Genomic DNA, 16406 nt, shown 5'->3' on the forward strand with positions numbered 1-16406 from the left:
GAAACAGATCCATGGATGCCGCGGCGCTTCACCCGTGCTTCCGCTGTCGCGGGTGGCGAGCAAAGCAGCGTTATCCAGACGCTCCCCGCGCGGAAGGCAGCGGCAGGCGGAAAAATTCGCGCGCGGTCGACGTGCTGTTCGCCGCGCTCACTTCCACCGCTTCGCCGCGATCACGCGCCAGTTCCTCGACGATGTGCGCGAGGTAGAAGGGCTCGTTGCGACGATGCGATGGCGCCGGCTTCACCGTGCGCGGCAACAGGTACGGCGCGTCGGTTTCAATCATCAGCCGGTTCGCGGGAATGTGCGTCACCAGCTCGCGCAGGTGCTGGCCGCGGCGCTCGTCGCAGAGCCAGCCGGTGATGCCGATGTGCCAGTCCTCGTCGAGGTAGTCGAACAGCTCCTCGCGCGTGCCGGTGAAGCAGTGCACGACCGCGGGGCCGAGGCGACCGTCGAAGTTGCGCATCATCGCCATGAAGTCGGCGTGCGCATCGCGCTGGTGCAGGAACAGCGGCTTGCGTGTGTCCACGGCGATCTGCAACTGCTGCTCGAAGGCGCGCCGTTGCGCCGGCCGCGGCGAGAAGTCGCGGAAGTAATCGAGTCCGCATTCGCCCACCGCCACCACTTCGGCGTGCGCGTGCAACGCGCGCATCTCGGCATCGCATTCGGCGGTGTATTCGCTGGCGTGGTGTGGGTGCACGCCGGCGGTGGCGAACAGCTCGCCCGGATGCTGCTTCGCCAGCTTCAGCGCCAGTGGCGAGTGTTCGCGCGAGGCGCCGGTGACCACCATCTGCACCACGCCGGCCTCGCGTGCGCGCTGTAGCACCGCGTCACGGTCGGGCTCGAAGGAGTCGTGGGTGAGGTTGGCGCCGATGTCGATCAGGTTCATCGGCCTATTGTAGGAGCGCACCGCTGGGGCGCGACTTTCGCCGGGTACGGCTCGCGCCCTGCGGGGCGCTCCTACAATGCCCGCATGTATTTCCCCATCTCCGACCTGTTGCCGCGCATTCGCGAATCACTCGCCGCGCATCCGCGACTGGTACTCGAAGCGCCGCCCGGCGCAGGCAAGACCACGCAGGTACCACCGGCGTTGCTCGACGCAGCGTGGCTGGACGGACGCAGGATCGTGATGCTGGAACCGCGCCGCGTCGCCGCGCGCGCCGCGGCGCAGTTCATGGCGAAGCAGCGCGGTGAAGATGCCGGCGGCACTGTCGGTTACCGCATCCGTTTCGAGAACAAGGTGTCGGCGACGACGCGGATCGAAGTGGTGACCGAGGGCATCCTCACCCGGATGATCCAGGACGACCCGACGCTGGAAGGCGTCGGCGCGCTGCTGTTCGACGAATTCCACGAACGCCACCTTGCCGCCGATCTCGGTCTCGCGCTGGCGCTGGACGTGCAGGCGTCGCTGCGCGACGACCTGCGCATCGTGGTGATGTCGGCGACACTCGATGGCGAGCGCCTCGCCGCGTTCCTTGACGCGCCGCGACTCAGCAGCGCGGGTCGCAGCCATCCGGTGGCGGTTTCGCACTTTCCGGCGCGGCGCGAGGAAGCGGTCGAGCACCAGGTGAAGCGTGCGGTGGAACACGCGCTCGTGCAGCATCCGGGCGACGTACTGGTGTTCCTGCCGGGCCAGCGTGAAATCGCGCGCACGGATGCCGCGCTCGCATCCAGCGACGTCGCGCGCGAAACCGACGTGCTGCAGCTGCACGGCGAGCTGCCGGTGGAGCAGCAGTCGCGCGTGCTGCAACCCGATCCCGCCGGGCATCGCCGCGTCGTGCTTGCCACCAATGTCGCCGAATCGAGCGTGACCCTGCCCGGCGTGCGCGTGGTGATCGACAGCGGTCTTGCGCGCGAACCGCGCTACGACCCGAACAGCGGTTTCGCGCGCCTCGACATCGTGAACATCGCGCAGGCATCGGCCGACCAGCGCGCCGGTCGCGCGGGCCGTGTCGCCGACGGCTTCGCGTACCGGCTGTGGCCCGAATCGCAGCGCCTGGAGGCGCAACGCCGGCCCGAGATCGCACAGGTGGAACTGGCCGGCCTCGCACTCGAACTCGCCGCCTGGGGCGATGCCGACCTGCATTTCGTCGATCCACCGCCGCCGGGTGCGCTCGCCGCCGCGCGCGAACTGCTGCAACGCCTCGGCGCGCTCGAAGGACGCGCGATCACCACGCTGGGCCGTCGCATGCTTGCGCTCGGCACGCATCCGCGCCTGGCGGCGATGCTGCTGGCGCCGGCCGACAACGACGAACGCGCACTGGCCTGCGACCTGGCCGCGCTGATCGAAGCACGCGATCCGCTTCGCTCGCGCTCGGATGCGCTGGCCGCGCGCTGGCAGGCACTGGCTGCCTTCCGCAACGGCCGTGTCGGCGCGGACGCATCGCGTTCCGCGCTCGCCGCGCTCGACCAGGCGGCGAAGCAATGGCGCCGCCGCCTGCGCCTCGATCGCGCGCCGCCGGCCGACATGCCGGCGCATGCCATCGGCGACGTGCTGCTGCATGCGTATCCGGATCGCATCGCCAAGCAGCATCCCTCCGATCCGCATCGCTACCAGCTCGCCAACGGCCGCAGCGCGAAGATTTTCGACGACAGTACGCTGTACGGCGAACCCTGGATCGTCATCAGCGAACTGCGCGATGAAGCGCGCGATGCACGCGTGCTGCGCGCCGCGCCCCTGGACGAGTCACGGTTGCAACGCGACTTCCCGCAACGCTTCGCCCGCGAGGACCGCGTGGTGTGGGACGCGAACACACGTGGCATCGCGGCCGTGCGCGAAACCCGCTTCGATCGCATCGTGCTCGACAGCCGGCCTCTGGCTAAACCGGATCCGTCGCGCTACGCCGATGCGCTGGTCGACGCCGTGCGTCAACTCGGCCTGGATGCATTGCCGTGGACCGAATCGCTGCAGCAATGGCGCGCCCGCGTGCGCTGCCTGCGCGCGTGGCTGCCGGAGCTGGCCGACACGCTGCCCGATCTGTCGGACGCGGCCCTGCTCGCGTCGCTCGACACATGGCTCAAGGCGGCCCTGAGCGGCAAGACGCGGCTGGATGCGCTCGACGAGCAGGCCCTGGGCGAAGCGCTGAAATCGTCCGCCGACTGGCCGATGCGGCAGAAGATCGATGCGCTGGCGCCAATGCGAATCGTCGTCCCCTCCGGCATGGAGCGGCGCATCGACTACGGTTTCGATGCGACCGCAGGCGATGGCGAAGGCGCGCCGGAAGCGCCGGTGCTCGCGGTGAAACTGCAGGAACTGTTCGGCCTCGCCGACACCCCGCGCATCGCCGACGGCCGCGTGCCACTGACCCTGCACCTGCTTTCTCCCGGCGGCAAACCGCTGCAGATCACCCGCGACCTGCGCAGCTTCTGGGACCGCACCTATCCGGAAGTGAAGAAGGAAATGAAGGGGCGATACCCGAAGCACCCGTGGCCGGATGACCCGTGGAGCGCAACGGCCACCCATCGCGCCAAGCCGCGCGGCACGTGATGTACCGGTGATTCCGGATCGCTTCGAAGACAGGGTGCCCCGTACACTGCCCTCATGACGCCGCTGGACGATCCCGCCTACCTGCCTTTCAAGCTTGATCTCGTGGGGCGTCGCGCGCTGCTGGTCCGCTTCGATGCGGCGCAGCGTCGCGAAGCCGCATTCCTCGACGACCGCGCCTTATCGCCGCAGGCCGATGGCGGATGGATTCCGCTGGACCAGCTGTTGTCGTTTTCGATCGAAGCAGCGCACGCCGATGCGATCTTCCATATCGGCCATTGCGGCTCGACCCTGCTCAGCCGGCTGCTCGAATCGTGGCCGCGTGTGCAGGCGTTGCGCGAGCCGCTCCCACTGCGCACGCTGGCGGAGGCGTGGCCACAACGCACGCAACCGGAATCGCGATTGTCGGCACGCGACACCGAGCACTGCCTCGATGCCTTGTGGTCCGCGTTGTCGCGTCCCGTTGCCGATGGCGGGCGCGTCGTCATCAAGGCGACCAGCAGCTGCAACGTGCTCGCCGAACCACTGCTGCGCGGTCATCCGGAAACGCGCGCGATCCTGCTCGACATGCCGCTGCGCTCCTATCTTGCGACGTTGTTGAAATCGCCCGATTCGAGCCGCGACGCGACGGCCGGTGCCATTGATCGCCTGCGCGACCTGCGCGCGCGCTGCGGCGACGAGGACCTGTTTCTGCACGCGCTGTCGGTCCCGCAGCAGTGCGCGATGGGCTGGGTCGCCGAACGCCTCCGCTTCGCCGCTCTCGCGCGAGCATACGGCGAGCGCGTGTTGCGCATCGATTTCGAACAGCTGCTTGCCGAACCCGAATCCACGCTTGAGCGCATCGCCGCGCATTACGGCCTTGCGCCCGGTGGCATTGTCGACGCGATGCGTTCGCCCGCGTGGGATCGCTACTCCAAGGCGCAGTCTCATGGCTATGGCCGCGAAGACCGCGCGCACGACCTCATGCTGGCGATGCAACGACACGGTGCGGACATCGCCCATGCGGAGCAGTGGCACGAGGCCTTCCTGCAGCGCCACCCGCAGCTCGCGGCCGACCTCGGCTGAGGACGCCCGCAAACATGCCGGTGCACCGGCTCCGTCTATACGGTCAGATCAGGTATCCGCCCACATCCGGAACAGATTCGTCTTCAGCGATTCCAGCAGCACCTGCAGGCGGGGATCGGGCGCGACGCCCCGCGCGGCGATCGCGCGGGCTTCGTCCAGTTGCACCAGCAGTTCGCGCTGGCCGCTGTCGGCGATCCAGCTGTGCATCCAGGTGATCGCGGCCAGGCGCACGCCGCGCGTGACGGGCGCGACCTGGTGGATCGTGGTCGAGGGATAGAGGATCGCGTCGCCGGCTTCGAGCTTGTACGCGAGTTCCTGGGCGCCGAGCTGGATCACCAGCTCGCCTCCGTCGTAATCGCGCGGGGAGTTGAGGAAGACCGTGCACGACAGGTCGCTGCGCATCGGCGGCGTCGAGGGAAACAGCGCCTCGTCCACGTGCCACCCGTAGGTCATGCCGGGTTCGTAGCGGACGACCGTGGCCCGGGCGAGCGTGCGCGGGACGGCGTACGTGCGCACGTCGGGGTGCCGTATCAATGCGTCGCGCGCGAGTTGGGCGATGCGGGCATTCACCGGATCTTCCTGCGGTGCCTGCAGGTTGCGTTTCACCGCCGAAGCCTGGTTGGTGATGCGGCCATCGCCGAAGTTCACCTGCGGCAGCAGTTCGCGCACGGTCTGCAGCTCCGCGGCGTTGAGCACTTGGGGCAGGAGTCGGATCATGGGCAGCGAGGCTCGTAGGCGATGGCGCGATGATCGGCATTCAACCGGCCTTGGGCAACTGCTCACACCGACTCAACGAATTGCGGTGGACACTGCCAGCAGTTTTCCCGAACGTTCGAGGACAGCCATGGGCAGGATCGAATCGATTTCCGAACGCGCATTGGAACTGGCGAGCTCCGTCGGCGACAACATGCGCCACGCGCTGCCGCGAGCGGGCCAGTTGCTGGATGCCGGGGCGAAGCTGGGCGTGGTCAAGAGCGGCGCGCGCGTGGCGGCAACATTCGTGCGACGCAATCCGGCGGTGATCGCGGCGGCGGTCGCCGGTGCGGGCCTGCTCTGGTATGCGGCACATCGGCGCGCCAAACGTGCCGAGCACGGCAACGGCAAGCAGGGCGAAACGATTGAAGGCAGCGCGCGCCGCGTGGAGGCGAAGCGTGCCAGCGGCGATGGTTCGCGGCGTAGCCGCAGTTCGCGCAGCGGTGGCAGCCGCAGCGGATCGCGTTCGCAGCGGTCCGCGGAAACCTGATCCGATCACGGCGCCTCATGGCGCGCGACGGCGGCGCGCTCTAGCGGGTGGCGGCCGACATTTCGGCAGGGCTGTTGATTGCTTCAGGCAGTTCGATCACGAACTGCGCGCCGCCGCCTTCGCGCGATTCGTACCAGAGGTGGCCGCCGGCCTTGACGATGATCTGCTTCGCCAGCGCCAGGCCCAGGCCGTGGGACAGGCTGTCGACGTTGTCCTGCAGGCGGGTGAACGGACGGAACAGCTGGCGCTGCTGGTCCTCGGGAATGCCGGGCCCGCGGTCGGCGACAACCAGCTGCCAGTAGCCCGGCGCACCGGCGCGCACCGCCAGCGTGAGTTCGCTCTCGGGCGCGTACTTCAGTGCATTGGACACGAGGTTCTCGGACACCTGTCGCAGCACGCGTTCGTCGATCGCAACGCGCGCATCATGCGACGAACGCACGGTGACCACTTCTATCCCGCGCGCTTCCAGCTGCATGCCGTAGCGGCGCAGCAGCCAGTCGAGCGTGTCGTTGAGGCTCGCCTGCGCATCGGCGCGACGCACGCCGGCACCGTTGCTGGTTTCCAGGTATTCGCGGATGTAGCCCAGCGCGTCCTGCGCGCTTTCGTGGATGACCGAGAGGTAGTGCGGCACGCGCTCCGGACGGCAGCTGTCGCGCAGCAGCAGGTCGCTGGCGAACTGCACGCTGGTGAGCGGATTCTTCAGGTCGTGCGCGACCAGGTTGACGAGTTCCTCCCGTTCGCGCGCCACGCGTTCGAGGCGGTCGCGCGCGAGCTTGAGGCCGACATGCGCGTTGACGCGCGCAAGCAGTTCTTCGGGGAGGAAGGGCTTGGTGACGTAATCCACCACGCCCGCATCGAACGCGCGCAGCAGCATGTCGCGATCCTGCGCCGCGGTGACGAACACCACCGGCGCGACTGGCGACGCCATCGACTGCAGGGCCTTGATCACATCGAAGCCATCCATTCCCGGCATGATCATGTCGAGCAGGACCAGATCGGGTGCCGCTTCGCGATAACGGGCGAGCGCCTCATCGCCATTGTGGGCAAGCACCACCTCATAGCCTTGCCGGGTCAGCAGGCTGCTGACCACGCGCAGGTTCACCGGCTGGTCGTCGACCACCAGGATCCTTCCATTGGGTGAGATGTAGTTCATCGGCAGCGGGAACCGCGCTACTCCTTCAGGGGTAGGTCCGCCAAAGTATCAGAACGACGCAAGCGTCGATGGCGGCCCAGCCATGTATCTGAACAAGTCAGAATCCTGACTCAGCTGCGTGAAGCACGCGTGAGCGCAGCGCGTAGCTATGCGTGATGCCAGGCGCCGGGCCCCAGCCCATCCAGCTGGTACGGACCGATCGACTTCCGCACCAGTCGCAACGTGGGCAGGCCCACCGCTGCAGTCATGCGTCGTACCTGCCGGTTGCGGCCTTCGCGGATCGTGAGTTCGAGCCAGGCGTCCGCTACCGTCTTGCGGAAACGCACCGGGGGATCGCGTGGCCACAGCGCCGGCGCTTCCATGCGACGCGCGTGCGCGGGCAGCGTGCGGCCGTCGTTGAGTTCGATGCCGGTGCGAAGTGCCGCGAGCTGCTCGTCGGAAGGCTCGCCTTCGACCTGCACCCAGTAGGTTTTGGGCTGCTTGTGGCGTGGATCGGTCAGCTTGTGCGCGAGCGTGCCGTCATCGGTGAGCAACAACAGGCCTTCGCTGTCGAAGTCGAGGCGGCCCGCCGCGTAGACGTCCGGCGGCAGGCCGAATCCGGCGAGCGTGCGGCGTGGCGGACTGCTGTTGTCGGTGAACTGGCAGAGCACGCCGTAGGGCTTGTTGAAGGCAATGAGCATGGCGCGAGTGTACGGAACGATCCAGCGGGCTTGCCTGCGCACTGCCGTTGGGGTTTGACGCGCTACGCGCGGGTTTCCGCGCGCACTTCACGCCAGACGGCAACGAGGGCCAGTGCGTAGCAGAGCGTCATCGCTACCGGAATCAGCAGCGGCGCCGGCTTCGGCAGCAACCATTGCACTGCGGCCGACAACACCACCGTGCCGATGCCCAGTGCGTAGTACGCCGGCGACCGGTACAGCCAGCCGAACGGAACGAAATGCGCGCCGAGCATCGCCGCGAGTGCGAAAGCCAGCAGCGTGGGTTCGTCGCGGAACAGCAGCGCCATCATCGGGAAGCCCAGTGCCTCGGTGGCCGCCAACATCGCGACCAGTCCCGACAAGGGGTGCCCGCGCGCGAACAGATCGCCGCCGCAGGCACGATCGAGCAGCCAACCCAGCGGATACACGATCGCCGTCGCGATCACGAAGAACGCCGCCAACACCGGCGGTTGCAGGCCTGCGAAGGCGGTGACCAGCGCAAGGCCGAGCCAGTAAAGGCAGGCCGCGGCAGTCATGCCGATGCCGCGCCGGGTGACGCGCGCGACCTCGAGGCGCAGGGAATCCAGGTCGGCCATGGCGCGGATTGTGTTGGCGTCGCAGCGTGCGAGTCGTGATGAGCAGGCAAAAAGAAGCCGGGCACTGGCCCGGCTTCTGACTACGCATCCATAGCGCGCGCTATGCGCACGCGTCTCGCGGTTCGTGCACACGCCATATGCTACGACCGCGGTCTCGTCTTCCAGCGCCGCGCGTCATGGCGAAGGCCTGCGGCATCGCCGCCGGGGTGGCGTCGAAAATCACCTCAGGCAGGCTTGCGAAAACGCAGCGTCATCCGGTCGCTCTCGCCAATCGCCTTGTACTTCGCATCGTCCGCCGCCTCGTGGTCGTTGCTCGGGGGCAGCGTCCACACGCCGTTGGGATGGTCGGTGGTGTCCTTCGGGTTGGCATTGACCTCGCTCTTCTCCTCGAGCACGAAGCCAGCCTTCGTCGCGTAGCCGATCACCAGCTCCTCGGTGAGGTAGCCGGACTTCTTCATCGTCTCCAGGTCGGTGCCCGGCTTCGCCCGGTGATCGACCACGCCGAGGGTACCGCCCGGCTTGAGCACGTCGAAGAACGCCTTGAAATAAGTGTCCGCGTTGCCGTCGGCGACCCAGTTGTGCGCATTGCGGAAGGTGAGCACGGAGTCGGCGGACGCCGCGGGCCCGAACACCGGCGCCTTCGGATCGAACACGCGCACGTCGGGCGTGCCATATACCGAAGCATTGCCCGCGAACTTCGCGCGCAACTCGTTGTTGAGCCGATAGCGGTAGCCGGGCTGGTTCGGGATCGCGTCATCCCACACCGCCGCGACGTAGTGGCCGTTGTCGCGCAGGTACGGCGCGAGGACTTCCGCATACCAGCCGCCGCCGGGGGTGATCTCGATCAGCGTTTCGTCCGGCGCCACGCCGAAGAACGTCAGGGTCTCGCGCGGATGGCGGTACGGGTCGCGCGCGACGTTCTTCGGATCGCGCCACGCGCCGGCGAGCACCGCATCGAAACTGCCGGCCTGCGCAGTCGTAGCAGTCGCCGCAGCAGCAGCAGAGGCTGCCGGCGCGGAAGCCGACGCGCTATCGGTGGTCGTCGTGTTGCACGCGGCCAGCGCGGTCGTAATCAGTGCAGCAAGCATCAGGCGTTTCATGCGGAGCTCCATGCGGATGAACGGGGATGGGTGCGCAGCCTAACGCCAAAGCCGCGAAGGCGACCATCGCATCGGTTGTCCGCAGCGAGTCCGGCCTATGTCGACGCGCGTTTGCGGCCGCTCCGTGAGGCAGGCGATGGCGCGCTTGCCGCACGCGCCCGCACGCATTCGTCCGATGCGGCATAGGCCTGCGCTTCCTCCAGCAGCCAGTCGCGGAATGCGTGCAGGCCGCGATGACGCTCGGAGCGCTCGGGGAACACCAGGTAATGCGCGAACTCCGCCTTCAGCCGTTGCTCGAACAAGGTCACCAGCCGTCCGGCTTCGACCATCGGCCGCATCAGCGTCAGTCGGCCGAGCGCGATGCCCAGGCCTTCCACGGCAGCGCGATGCAGTGTCTCGGAGTCGTCGAAGGTGGCGACGTAACGCTTCGGCGGCGTCCCGCCGAACTGCTGGAACCAGTCGCTCCAGCGTCCCCCCGGCGCACCCAGCAGCGGGAATTCGCCGAGTGTTTCCAGCGTCGGCGTGCCCAGGCGTTCGAGCAGTTCCGGGCTCATCGTCGGCGCGACGTAGTCGTCCAGCAGGTGCACTGCGCGCAGTCCCCGCCAGTCGCCCGGGCCATAGCGCAGGCCCGCATCGATGTCGGTCTGCCGCTCGAAGTCGACCTTGTTCACCGTCGACTGCAGGTTGATTTCGATCTGCGGATGCGCGGCCAGGAAACGCGGTAGCCGCGGCACCAGCCAGCTCGTCGCGAACGACGGCATCAGCGTGATCGTCAGGACGTCGTCGCGTCGCGCGCGATACGGCTGCAGCGCCTGCTCGATCGCATCGAAGTGCGGCGACACGCGATCGAACAGGCATTGCCCGTCGGCGGTGAGTTCGACCCCGCGCGCAACGCGCACGAACAGACGCTGGCCGAGACGCTCCTCCAGCCCCCGGATCTGGTGGCTCAGCGCGCTCACGGTGAGGTGCAGCGACTCGGCCGCGCGCGACAGGTTGCCGGCGCGGGCGGCGGCCACGAAGCCCTGCAGGGCATGCAACGGAGGCCGGCTCATGTTGAATCTCCTTCAACGCTGGCTTGCAGAATCGTCGCTTTTTCAACGTGCATCAAGAGCCTAGATTGCAGTTCTCTTCAAAACAAGGCCGTTACGGCCGGGAGTAGGGAATGAACATCTGGACCGGATTGCTGTTCCTGGACGGGGCCGTGGCGGATACCTCCCTGGCCCGCGAACTCGCCGGCGGCAGCGAACGCGAGCCGCGCGATTCCACATCCGCAAACAACAACGAACCCGTCGCCGCACGCGACACCGCGCCCGCCAACCGGTGGTTCACCGGCGCCGGCCAGTACTGATCGAGGAAACGACCATGAACGTGTTCAAGGGCCTGCTCTATCTCATCGAAAACGACGCGCCGGCATCACCGGTGCTGATCGAGGCGCCGCGTTACGGCGCGGCTACCGCTGCCAATGAATTCGCCGGCACGCTCGGCAATGGCGCCGCCGGGCAGCGACGCTTCGGCACGCGGCGCAATGCGCCTGCCCAGGAGGCCCCGAGCCTCGGCAAGCACGTGGATGCCGCCGGCGGCTGCTGCTGACCGCAGTACGGCGCGGGTCCGGACGGTCCGGCATCTGCGCCGTCCTCGACCCGGTCACTGGTCGAAGCCGCGGCGTCGCGCCGGTTCCGCGCGAACCTGCCGCCCGTTACGATCCCCGCATCGCCGCGCACGTTCCCGCGCGTGCCGTGCCGGGGAGCACATGAAGCTCAGACTGATCATCTTCCTGTCGGTGGCGCTGGGCCTGGTGAGCGGCGCCTTCCTGTATTCGCTGCTGTCGGTGAAGCGCCACGAAAAGGCGCTCGCCGCGGCGCGCGCGGAAGGCCGCGCGGATGCGGAGAAGGCGATGGCCGACGAGCTCGCCGCGCTCAAGCCCGTGGTGCTGAAGAAGGTCGCGAATGCCGAAAGCAAGCCGGACGGCACGCACTTCACCTACGAGTACGTGAAGCCGCACGATCCCGGGCTCGAGCCGTTCTACAGGCTCGCCCATGACGGCGACCTGCTGCACCACCTGCCCGAGATCCAGGCCATCGATGGCCTGCTGATGCTGCCGAAGCCGATCCGGTTCGTGATGGCCGAGTGCCGCGAACCGAACGCGTTCTATTCGCCCGAACGCGGCGAAGTGGTGATGTGCTACGAAACGATGAAAGTGCTGCTCGATCGCGGCCGGCAACTCGCCACCGACCAGGACGTCGCCGACAAGGGCGACGCTTATGCGCAACGCTATCTCGAAGCCAACCTGCGCTTCATCCTGCTGCACGAAACCGGGCACGCGCTGATCGATCTGTTGGAAATGCCGATCACCGGGCGCGAGGAAGACGCGGTCGACCAGCTCGCGACCACGCTGATGCAGCGCTTCGCCGGCATGAACGAATCCTCGCGCCAGGTCAGCGACAACCTGCGCATGGCGTCGAACTGGTTCCTGGTCCGCAGCACCGGCCAGTACAACCTCGACGCCTACGCCGACGAACACGCACTGGGCGAGCAGCGCTACTTCAACCTGCAGTGCCTGATCTACGGCAGCAATCCCGCGCGTTACGTCGGCATCGTCACCGAAGGCGACCTGCCCGAGGCGCGCGCGAAAACCTGTCCGGCCGAGGCGCGCCGCGTCAGCAAGTCGTGGCTGCGCCTGCTGCTCCCGCACGTGGCGCCTAAGTACGAGATGACCGAAGAGAAGGCCAACCGCCTGTTCGAACAGCGCGAGCGCGAACGCAACCGCAATGCGGAAGTGCCGTACGTGAGGTGAGTAGTTCCGCGCATCGCCGGTATGCGTGCTGCCCCGATGCCTCGCGTAGAAGACAGCCGGTTGCAAAAAAATGCGGCGAGGAATCCCCGCCGCATCTTCGTACGTCGAACATGCGATCCCTGTGTGTACATCTCGAGCTCGTAGATGCGTGCGGCCGGGTCGCCGTCCTGCGCCGGCGTGGTGATGTTTGAGCCGCACGTAGCGCGCGGTGCGTGCGGTGATCGCGTGGGTGGTCACGCTTGCGCTGTTGTCTGCGTTCCTGCATCCGCCGGGTCCGCCATCGATGGCGGCGGGCCGTTCTACAGCGGCGGACAGCGGTGATGCATCACCTAATCGCGTCCGGCTTCGCTGCGCGGCGCACACCATCATCGCTGCGATTCCTGCCGGCCAATACTTTGGATCGATATAAATCCGCCATAAGACCGATCCAAAAGTTGTGGGCCGGGGAGAAGGTGGCGCTGCAACCAAACGATTGCGCATGCCGCATGCCGATCCTTCTGCTGCTCCGGACCTCCGACAAATCCCCTGTAGCCGATGTCGCCGCCGAGAGTGCGACCCCGCCAAGCGCTGCGTAAAGGGGTAGCGGCTTCACGAAAGCACACAAAAACAGGCGTTGTCGTAACTCTGTGGTTTGTTGCGGACCAGGCCGTGCGTGAGCTTTTCTCCAGCGCAGCGCCCTCGCTTCAGTGAGGGATGGTTAGCGCTCACTGCTGCACCGCGGCAAGACAATCATCGTGGTTTATGGTCCAGTGTCTTTAGATCGATCTAAATTGATCGGCGGATCGGTGCCCCACGCCGGCTTTCCTACTTCCCTCTCGGAGTGGTTTCGATGAAAGACGCAGCACGACAGAAGGTGTTGGTGACCGCGCTGCTCGCGGTGCTGTACGCACCCGGCGCAATGGCCCAGGAGCAGCCCTCCGCACCCGAGGCGAACAAGGACCCGACCGCCACCGACCTCGACACGGTGACCGTCACCGGCTATCGCTACTCGATCGAGAAGAGCCTCGACCAGAAGCGCAACGCCAACGCGATCGTCGAAGTCATCACCGCGGAAGACGTCAGCAAGTTCCCCGACAAGAACGTGGCCGACGCATTGCAGCGCGTGCCGGGCGTGGTCATCACGCGTAGCGGCGGCGAAGGCAAGAGCGTCAGCGTGCGTGGCCTCGCGCCGGGCCTGACCCTCACCCAGTTGAATGGCAATTACATCGCGTCGTCGGAGACCAACGACGAAGCCAGCCGCTCGTTCAACTACACGCTGCTGCCGGCGAACATGCTGTCCCAGGCGGAACTGTTCAAGACGCCGGAAGCGCGCATCGACGAAGGCGGCATCGGCGGCACGGTGATCCTGCATACGCGCCGCCCGCTGGATCTGGAATCCAACTCGGGCTTCGTCTCGCTCGAAGGCACTTATTCGGATACGAGCAAGACCACCGATCCGCAGCTGTCGGCCATGTATTCGTGGCATAGCAAGGACGAGCGTTTCGGCTTCCTGGTGGGCGCGACCAAGCAGAAGCGCACCAACCGCAGCATGGAAGTCAGCACCGAGGACTGGCAGTGGTACACCGATCGCTACGACGCCAACGGCGAGATCGTCGCGGACTACCCCTGGAACAACTCCGGCGTGCGGACGGACGCACCCGTCGACGTCAACGGCAACGCGCTGGGCAATGCCTCGCAGTTCTGGGGACAGTCGGGCATCTACGACCAGAATGGCGGCCACTATTCCGGCTTCTTCCTGCCGACCTCGGTCAACTTCGCCGTGCGCGAGGAAGAGCGCCAGCGCACCGGCTCGCAGGTCACCCTGCAGTTCAAGCCGACCGATGAGCTGACCCTGACAGCGGACTACTTCCGCTTCGACCTGCAGGGCGACTACACGCTCAACATGCTCAAGATTCCGGAATGGAACCTGGCGCGTGTCGCGGGCGACGGCAACTGGCCGTATGGCAGGTTGCTCAACGGTTTCACGATGGACCCGAGCGGCACCATCGTGACCGGCGCGGAATACGGACTGCTCGCGGGCAAGGTGTATCCCTGCAACGAGGACCAGGCTGCGGCCATGGGCCGGCCCGGCGGTGGCTGGGGTTCCGACGACTGCACCGTGCCGACGCCGCAGCTCACTGGCGGCTACAGCCGCGAAAGCGCGCTGTCGCAGACCTTCGACATCGGCGCGGAATGGAAGGCCAGCGACCTGCTCTTCTTTGCGGTGAAAGGCGGCAGGACCTGGTCTGAAGGCGGGCCGACGATGAACTTCCGGATGTCGGCCAAGCCGCGCCGCAACGTCAACGGTGTATGGGAGCCCGGCAACACCTTCAGTTCCTGGGACCTGACCGGCACGCCGACGATGACGTTCTCGCCGGACCTGCAGGACAAGATCATGGCCGGCATCGCCGAGATCGACACCGGCTCGACGGATTCGTCGTGGAAGGAAACCAAGATCTCGCAGGACCGCTTCCAGATCGACGGCACGAAGCTGTTCGAAAGCGGCTGGCTCGACTCGCTGCAATTCGGCGTCAAGTTCACCGACAGCAGCGTCCACCGCAACACCGGCAACACGTACTGGGTGTGCCAGGGCGCGGATCCGAAGGACTACAGCCAGCGCTACCAGGCCGGCTGCGATACGACGGCGGGCGTCGCCCAGCCGGGCTTCTTCCTGTCCAAGCCGATCGCCGACCTTGCGGGCGGCTTCAATGCCAATGTCTTCCCGGGCATCGACTTCCCGGCCTACATCGCCTATCTGAACGACCGCTACGGCGGCATGCAGAACCGCCGCGAGCCCGACTTCATCTACAACGTCGACGAGGAAACCACGGGCGGCTACTTCCAGGCCAACTTCCGCACCGACCGCCTGCGCGGCAATCTCGGTGTCCGTGTGGTCACCTCCAAGCAGCACGCCGAATCGACCGACTCGGTGGAGCGCTTCACGGACTACTTCGTGGACGACGCGAACGGCAATCCGGCGCAGTGCCCGGCGGGCGGACCGCCGCAGGGTTACACCTGCGACAGCGGCTTCCTGCGATTGCCCGACTCGCTGGCCAAGAGCAAGACGTTCGAACTCAACACGCTCGACAAGTCGTACACCGACGTGCTGCCCAGCTTCAACATCGCGTTCGACCTGACCGACGACATCGTGCTGCGCGGTGCCGCGTCCAAGGTCATCGCGCGCTCGGCCTACACCGACGTCGCCTATCCCGGCTCGCTCAGTTTCTACAGCCAGGAATACAGCAATGATCGTGCGGTGGCCGGCGGCGGCAGCCTGGGCTGGTTCGGCAACGGCAGCAACAAGGACCTGGATCCGTACGAGGCGACCCAGTACGACATAGGCGCCGAGTGGTACTTCCATCGGGGCTCGGTGCTGGGCCTGGGGCTGTTCCGCAAGGACGTCAAGAACTTCGTCGTGCCGCTGAGCCAGGACACCAACGTCACCATCGGCAGCGAGACGGTGCTTGTACAGAACTACAGCACCTCCGCGAACGGACGCGACGGCGTCTCGCAGGGTGTCGAAGCGTACGTACAGCACACGTTCGACTTCGGCCTCGGCTTCCAGGCGAACTACACCTACAACGACACCAACCTGGCCGCCGTCGAACTGGATGGCGAGCAGATCGCCGAGTCGCCGCTGGTCGGCAGCGCCAAGAACCAGGCGAACTTCACCGTGTTCTATGAAACACCGAAGTTCCTGGCGCGCGCGTCGTACAACCGTCGCGGCGAAGTCGTCGGCGGCCTGCACAACGGCCACACCATCTACTCCGAACCGTATGCCCAGCTCGACCTCAATGCGTCCTACAACATCACCGACCAGTTCACCGTGACCGGTTCGGTGCTGAACCTGACCAAGGAAGAGCAGCGCGTGCATCTGGGCAGCGACACCAACGCACGTCTGTTCAGCAACAACTATTCCGGCCGCATCATGTACCTGGGCCTGACCTACAAGTTCTGACCCCCCGCCTCTCGTGCACGATGGCGAGGGGCACCTCCGATCGGCAGTTGCGGGCCAAGCGCAACTGCCGATTCCTTATTGGCCGTCGATGCTGATGGCAACGCAGACAGCCGTAGTTGTGCGGGAACGCATGTCGTTCGATTCGATCCGTCATGGCCGGTGCAGTTCGAGCGCTGTTACCACGGCAGCCACGATGCTGCCCACCTCCTGTGCCGCGCCCGGCGAATCGAATCGTTCGCCAAACGGACGCATCCTCTCCCTGATACGTCCTTGCATCCGACGCGATTCGGGTCCCGCATTCCGGCGTGTCACGGCCGTAGACCGCTATCGTTGCCGCAG

At 66.6% G+C, this 16406-nt stretch carries 14 protein-coding genes; 7 read left to right on the forward strand and 7 right to left on the reverse strand.

From position 1 onward, the window contains the following. Positions 1 to 70 precede the first annotated feature (70 nt). Positions 71 to 886 (reverse strand): TatD family hydrolase, encoded by an 816-nt coding sequence (locus tag ASD14_RS14670; protein WP_056135546.1) that lies wholly within the window; start codon positions 884 to 886, stop codon positions 71 to 73. Positions 887 to 970: 84 nt separating this feature from the next. Here ASD14_RS14670 and hrpB point away from each other — a divergent pair, with 84 nt between their 5' ends. Beyond that, positions 971 to 3484 carry an ATP-dependent helicase HrpB gene (gene hrpB, locus ASD14_RS14675; protein ID WP_056135549.1) on the forward strand — a complete coding sequence of 838 codons (2514 nt, stop codon included), beginning with the start codon at positions 971 to 973 and terminating at the stop codon, positions 3482 to 3484. Between the two features lie 54 nt (positions 3485 to 3538). Further along, positions 3539 to 4546 (forward strand): sulfotransferase, encoded by a 1008-nt coding sequence (locus ASD14_RS14680; protein WP_056135552.1) that lies wholly within the window; start codon positions 3539 to 3541, stop codon positions 4544 to 4546. 48 nt (positions 4547 to 4594) lie between these two features. Here the strand turns inward: ASD14_RS14680 and ASD14_RS14685 are convergent, their stop codons facing one another. Further along, positions 4595 to 5263 (reverse strand): Fe2+-dependent dioxygenase, encoded by a 669-nt coding sequence (locus ASD14_RS14685; RefSeq protein WP_056135556.1) that lies wholly within the window; start codon positions 5261 to 5263, stop codon positions 4595 to 4597. A gap of 127 nt (positions 5264 to 5390) precedes the next feature. Here ASD14_RS14685 and ASD14_RS14690 point away from each other — a divergent pair, with 127 nt between their 5' ends. Beyond that, positions 5391 to 5789 carry a hypothetical protein gene (locus ASD14_RS14690; RefSeq protein ID WP_056135558.1) on the forward strand — a complete coding sequence of 133 codons (399 nt, stop codon included), beginning with the start codon at positions 5391 to 5393 and terminating at the stop codon, positions 5787 to 5789. A 40-nt stretch (positions 5790 to 5829) separates the two neighbouring features. Here ASD14_RS14690 and ASD14_RS14695 read toward each other — a convergent pair whose 3' ends face one another. From ASD14_RS14695 to ASD14_RS14715, 5 genes are all read right to left on the reverse strand, one after another. Beyond that, complete coding sequence (locus tag ASD14_RS14695) at positions 5830 to 6942, reverse strand: hybrid sensor histidine kinase/response regulator (protein ID WP_056135561.1); 1113 nt, start codon at positions 6940 to 6942, stop codon at positions 5830 to 5832. 146 nt (positions 6943 to 7088) lie between these two features. Continuing rightward, complete coding sequence (locus ASD14_RS14700) at positions 7089 to 7622, reverse strand: pseudouridine synthase (RefSeq protein ID WP_056135564.1); 534 nt, start codon at positions 7620 to 7622, stop codon at positions 7089 to 7091. A 62-nt stretch (positions 7623 to 7684) separates the two neighbouring features. Next, entirely contained in the window at positions 7685 to 8236 is a 552-nt protein-coding gene (locus tag ASD14_RS14705) for a hypothetical protein (RefSeq protein ID WP_056135566.1), read from the reverse strand. Positions 8237 to 8460: 224 nt separating this feature from the next. Beyond that, positions 8461 to 9336: a class I SAM-dependent methyltransferase gene (locus ASD14_RS14710; protein WP_056135875.1), complete on the reverse strand. Its 876-nt coding sequence runs from the start codon at positions 9334 to 9336 to the stop codon at positions 8461 to 8463. A gap of 95 nt (positions 9337 to 9431) precedes the next feature. Beyond that, the gene (locus tag ASD14_RS14715) at positions 9432 to 10388 is read right to left on the reverse strand and encodes a LysR substrate-binding domain-containing protein (RefSeq protein WP_056135569.1); all 957 of its coding nucleotides are present in this window, start codon (positions 10386 to 10388) and stop codon (positions 9432 to 9434) included. Between the two features lie 110 nt (positions 10389 to 10498). On the opposite strand from ASD14_RS14715, the gene ASD14_RS14720 reads away from it, so the two are divergent. The 4 genes from ASD14_RS14720 to ASD14_RS14735 all read left to right on the forward strand — a co-directional run bounded on the left by ASD14_RS14720 (position 10499) and on the right by ASD14_RS14735 (position 16067). Next, entirely contained in the window at positions 10499 to 10684 is a 186-nt protein-coding gene (locus tag ASD14_RS14720) for a hypothetical protein (protein ID WP_056135572.1), read from the forward strand. Between the two features lie 14 nt (positions 10685 to 10698). Then, positions 10699 to 10926 (forward strand): hypothetical protein, encoded by a 228-nt coding sequence (locus tag ASD14_RS16260; RefSeq protein WP_056135575.1) that lies wholly within the window; start codon positions 10699 to 10701, stop codon positions 10924 to 10926. 160 nt (positions 10927 to 11086) lie between these two features. Further along, the gene (locus tag ASD14_RS14730; RefSeq protein WP_056135578.1) at positions 11087 to 12130 is read left to right on the forward strand and encodes a DUF4344 domain-containing metallopeptidase; all 1044 of its coding nucleotides are present in this window, start codon (positions 11087 to 11089) and stop codon (positions 12128 to 12130) included. A gap of 829 nt (positions 12131 to 12959) precedes the next feature. Then, positions 12960 to 16067, forward strand: a complete 3108-nt coding sequence (locus tag ASD14_RS14735; RefSeq protein WP_056135581.1) for a TonB-dependent receptor — start codon at positions 12960 to 12962, stop codon at positions 16065 to 16067. Positions 16068 to 16406 lie beyond the last annotated feature (339 nt).

This window comes from Lysobacter sp. Root494 (genome assembly GCF_001427225.1).
GTDB lineage: Bacteria > Pseudomonadota > Gammaproteobacteria > Xanthomonadales > Xanthomonadaceae > Agrilutibacter.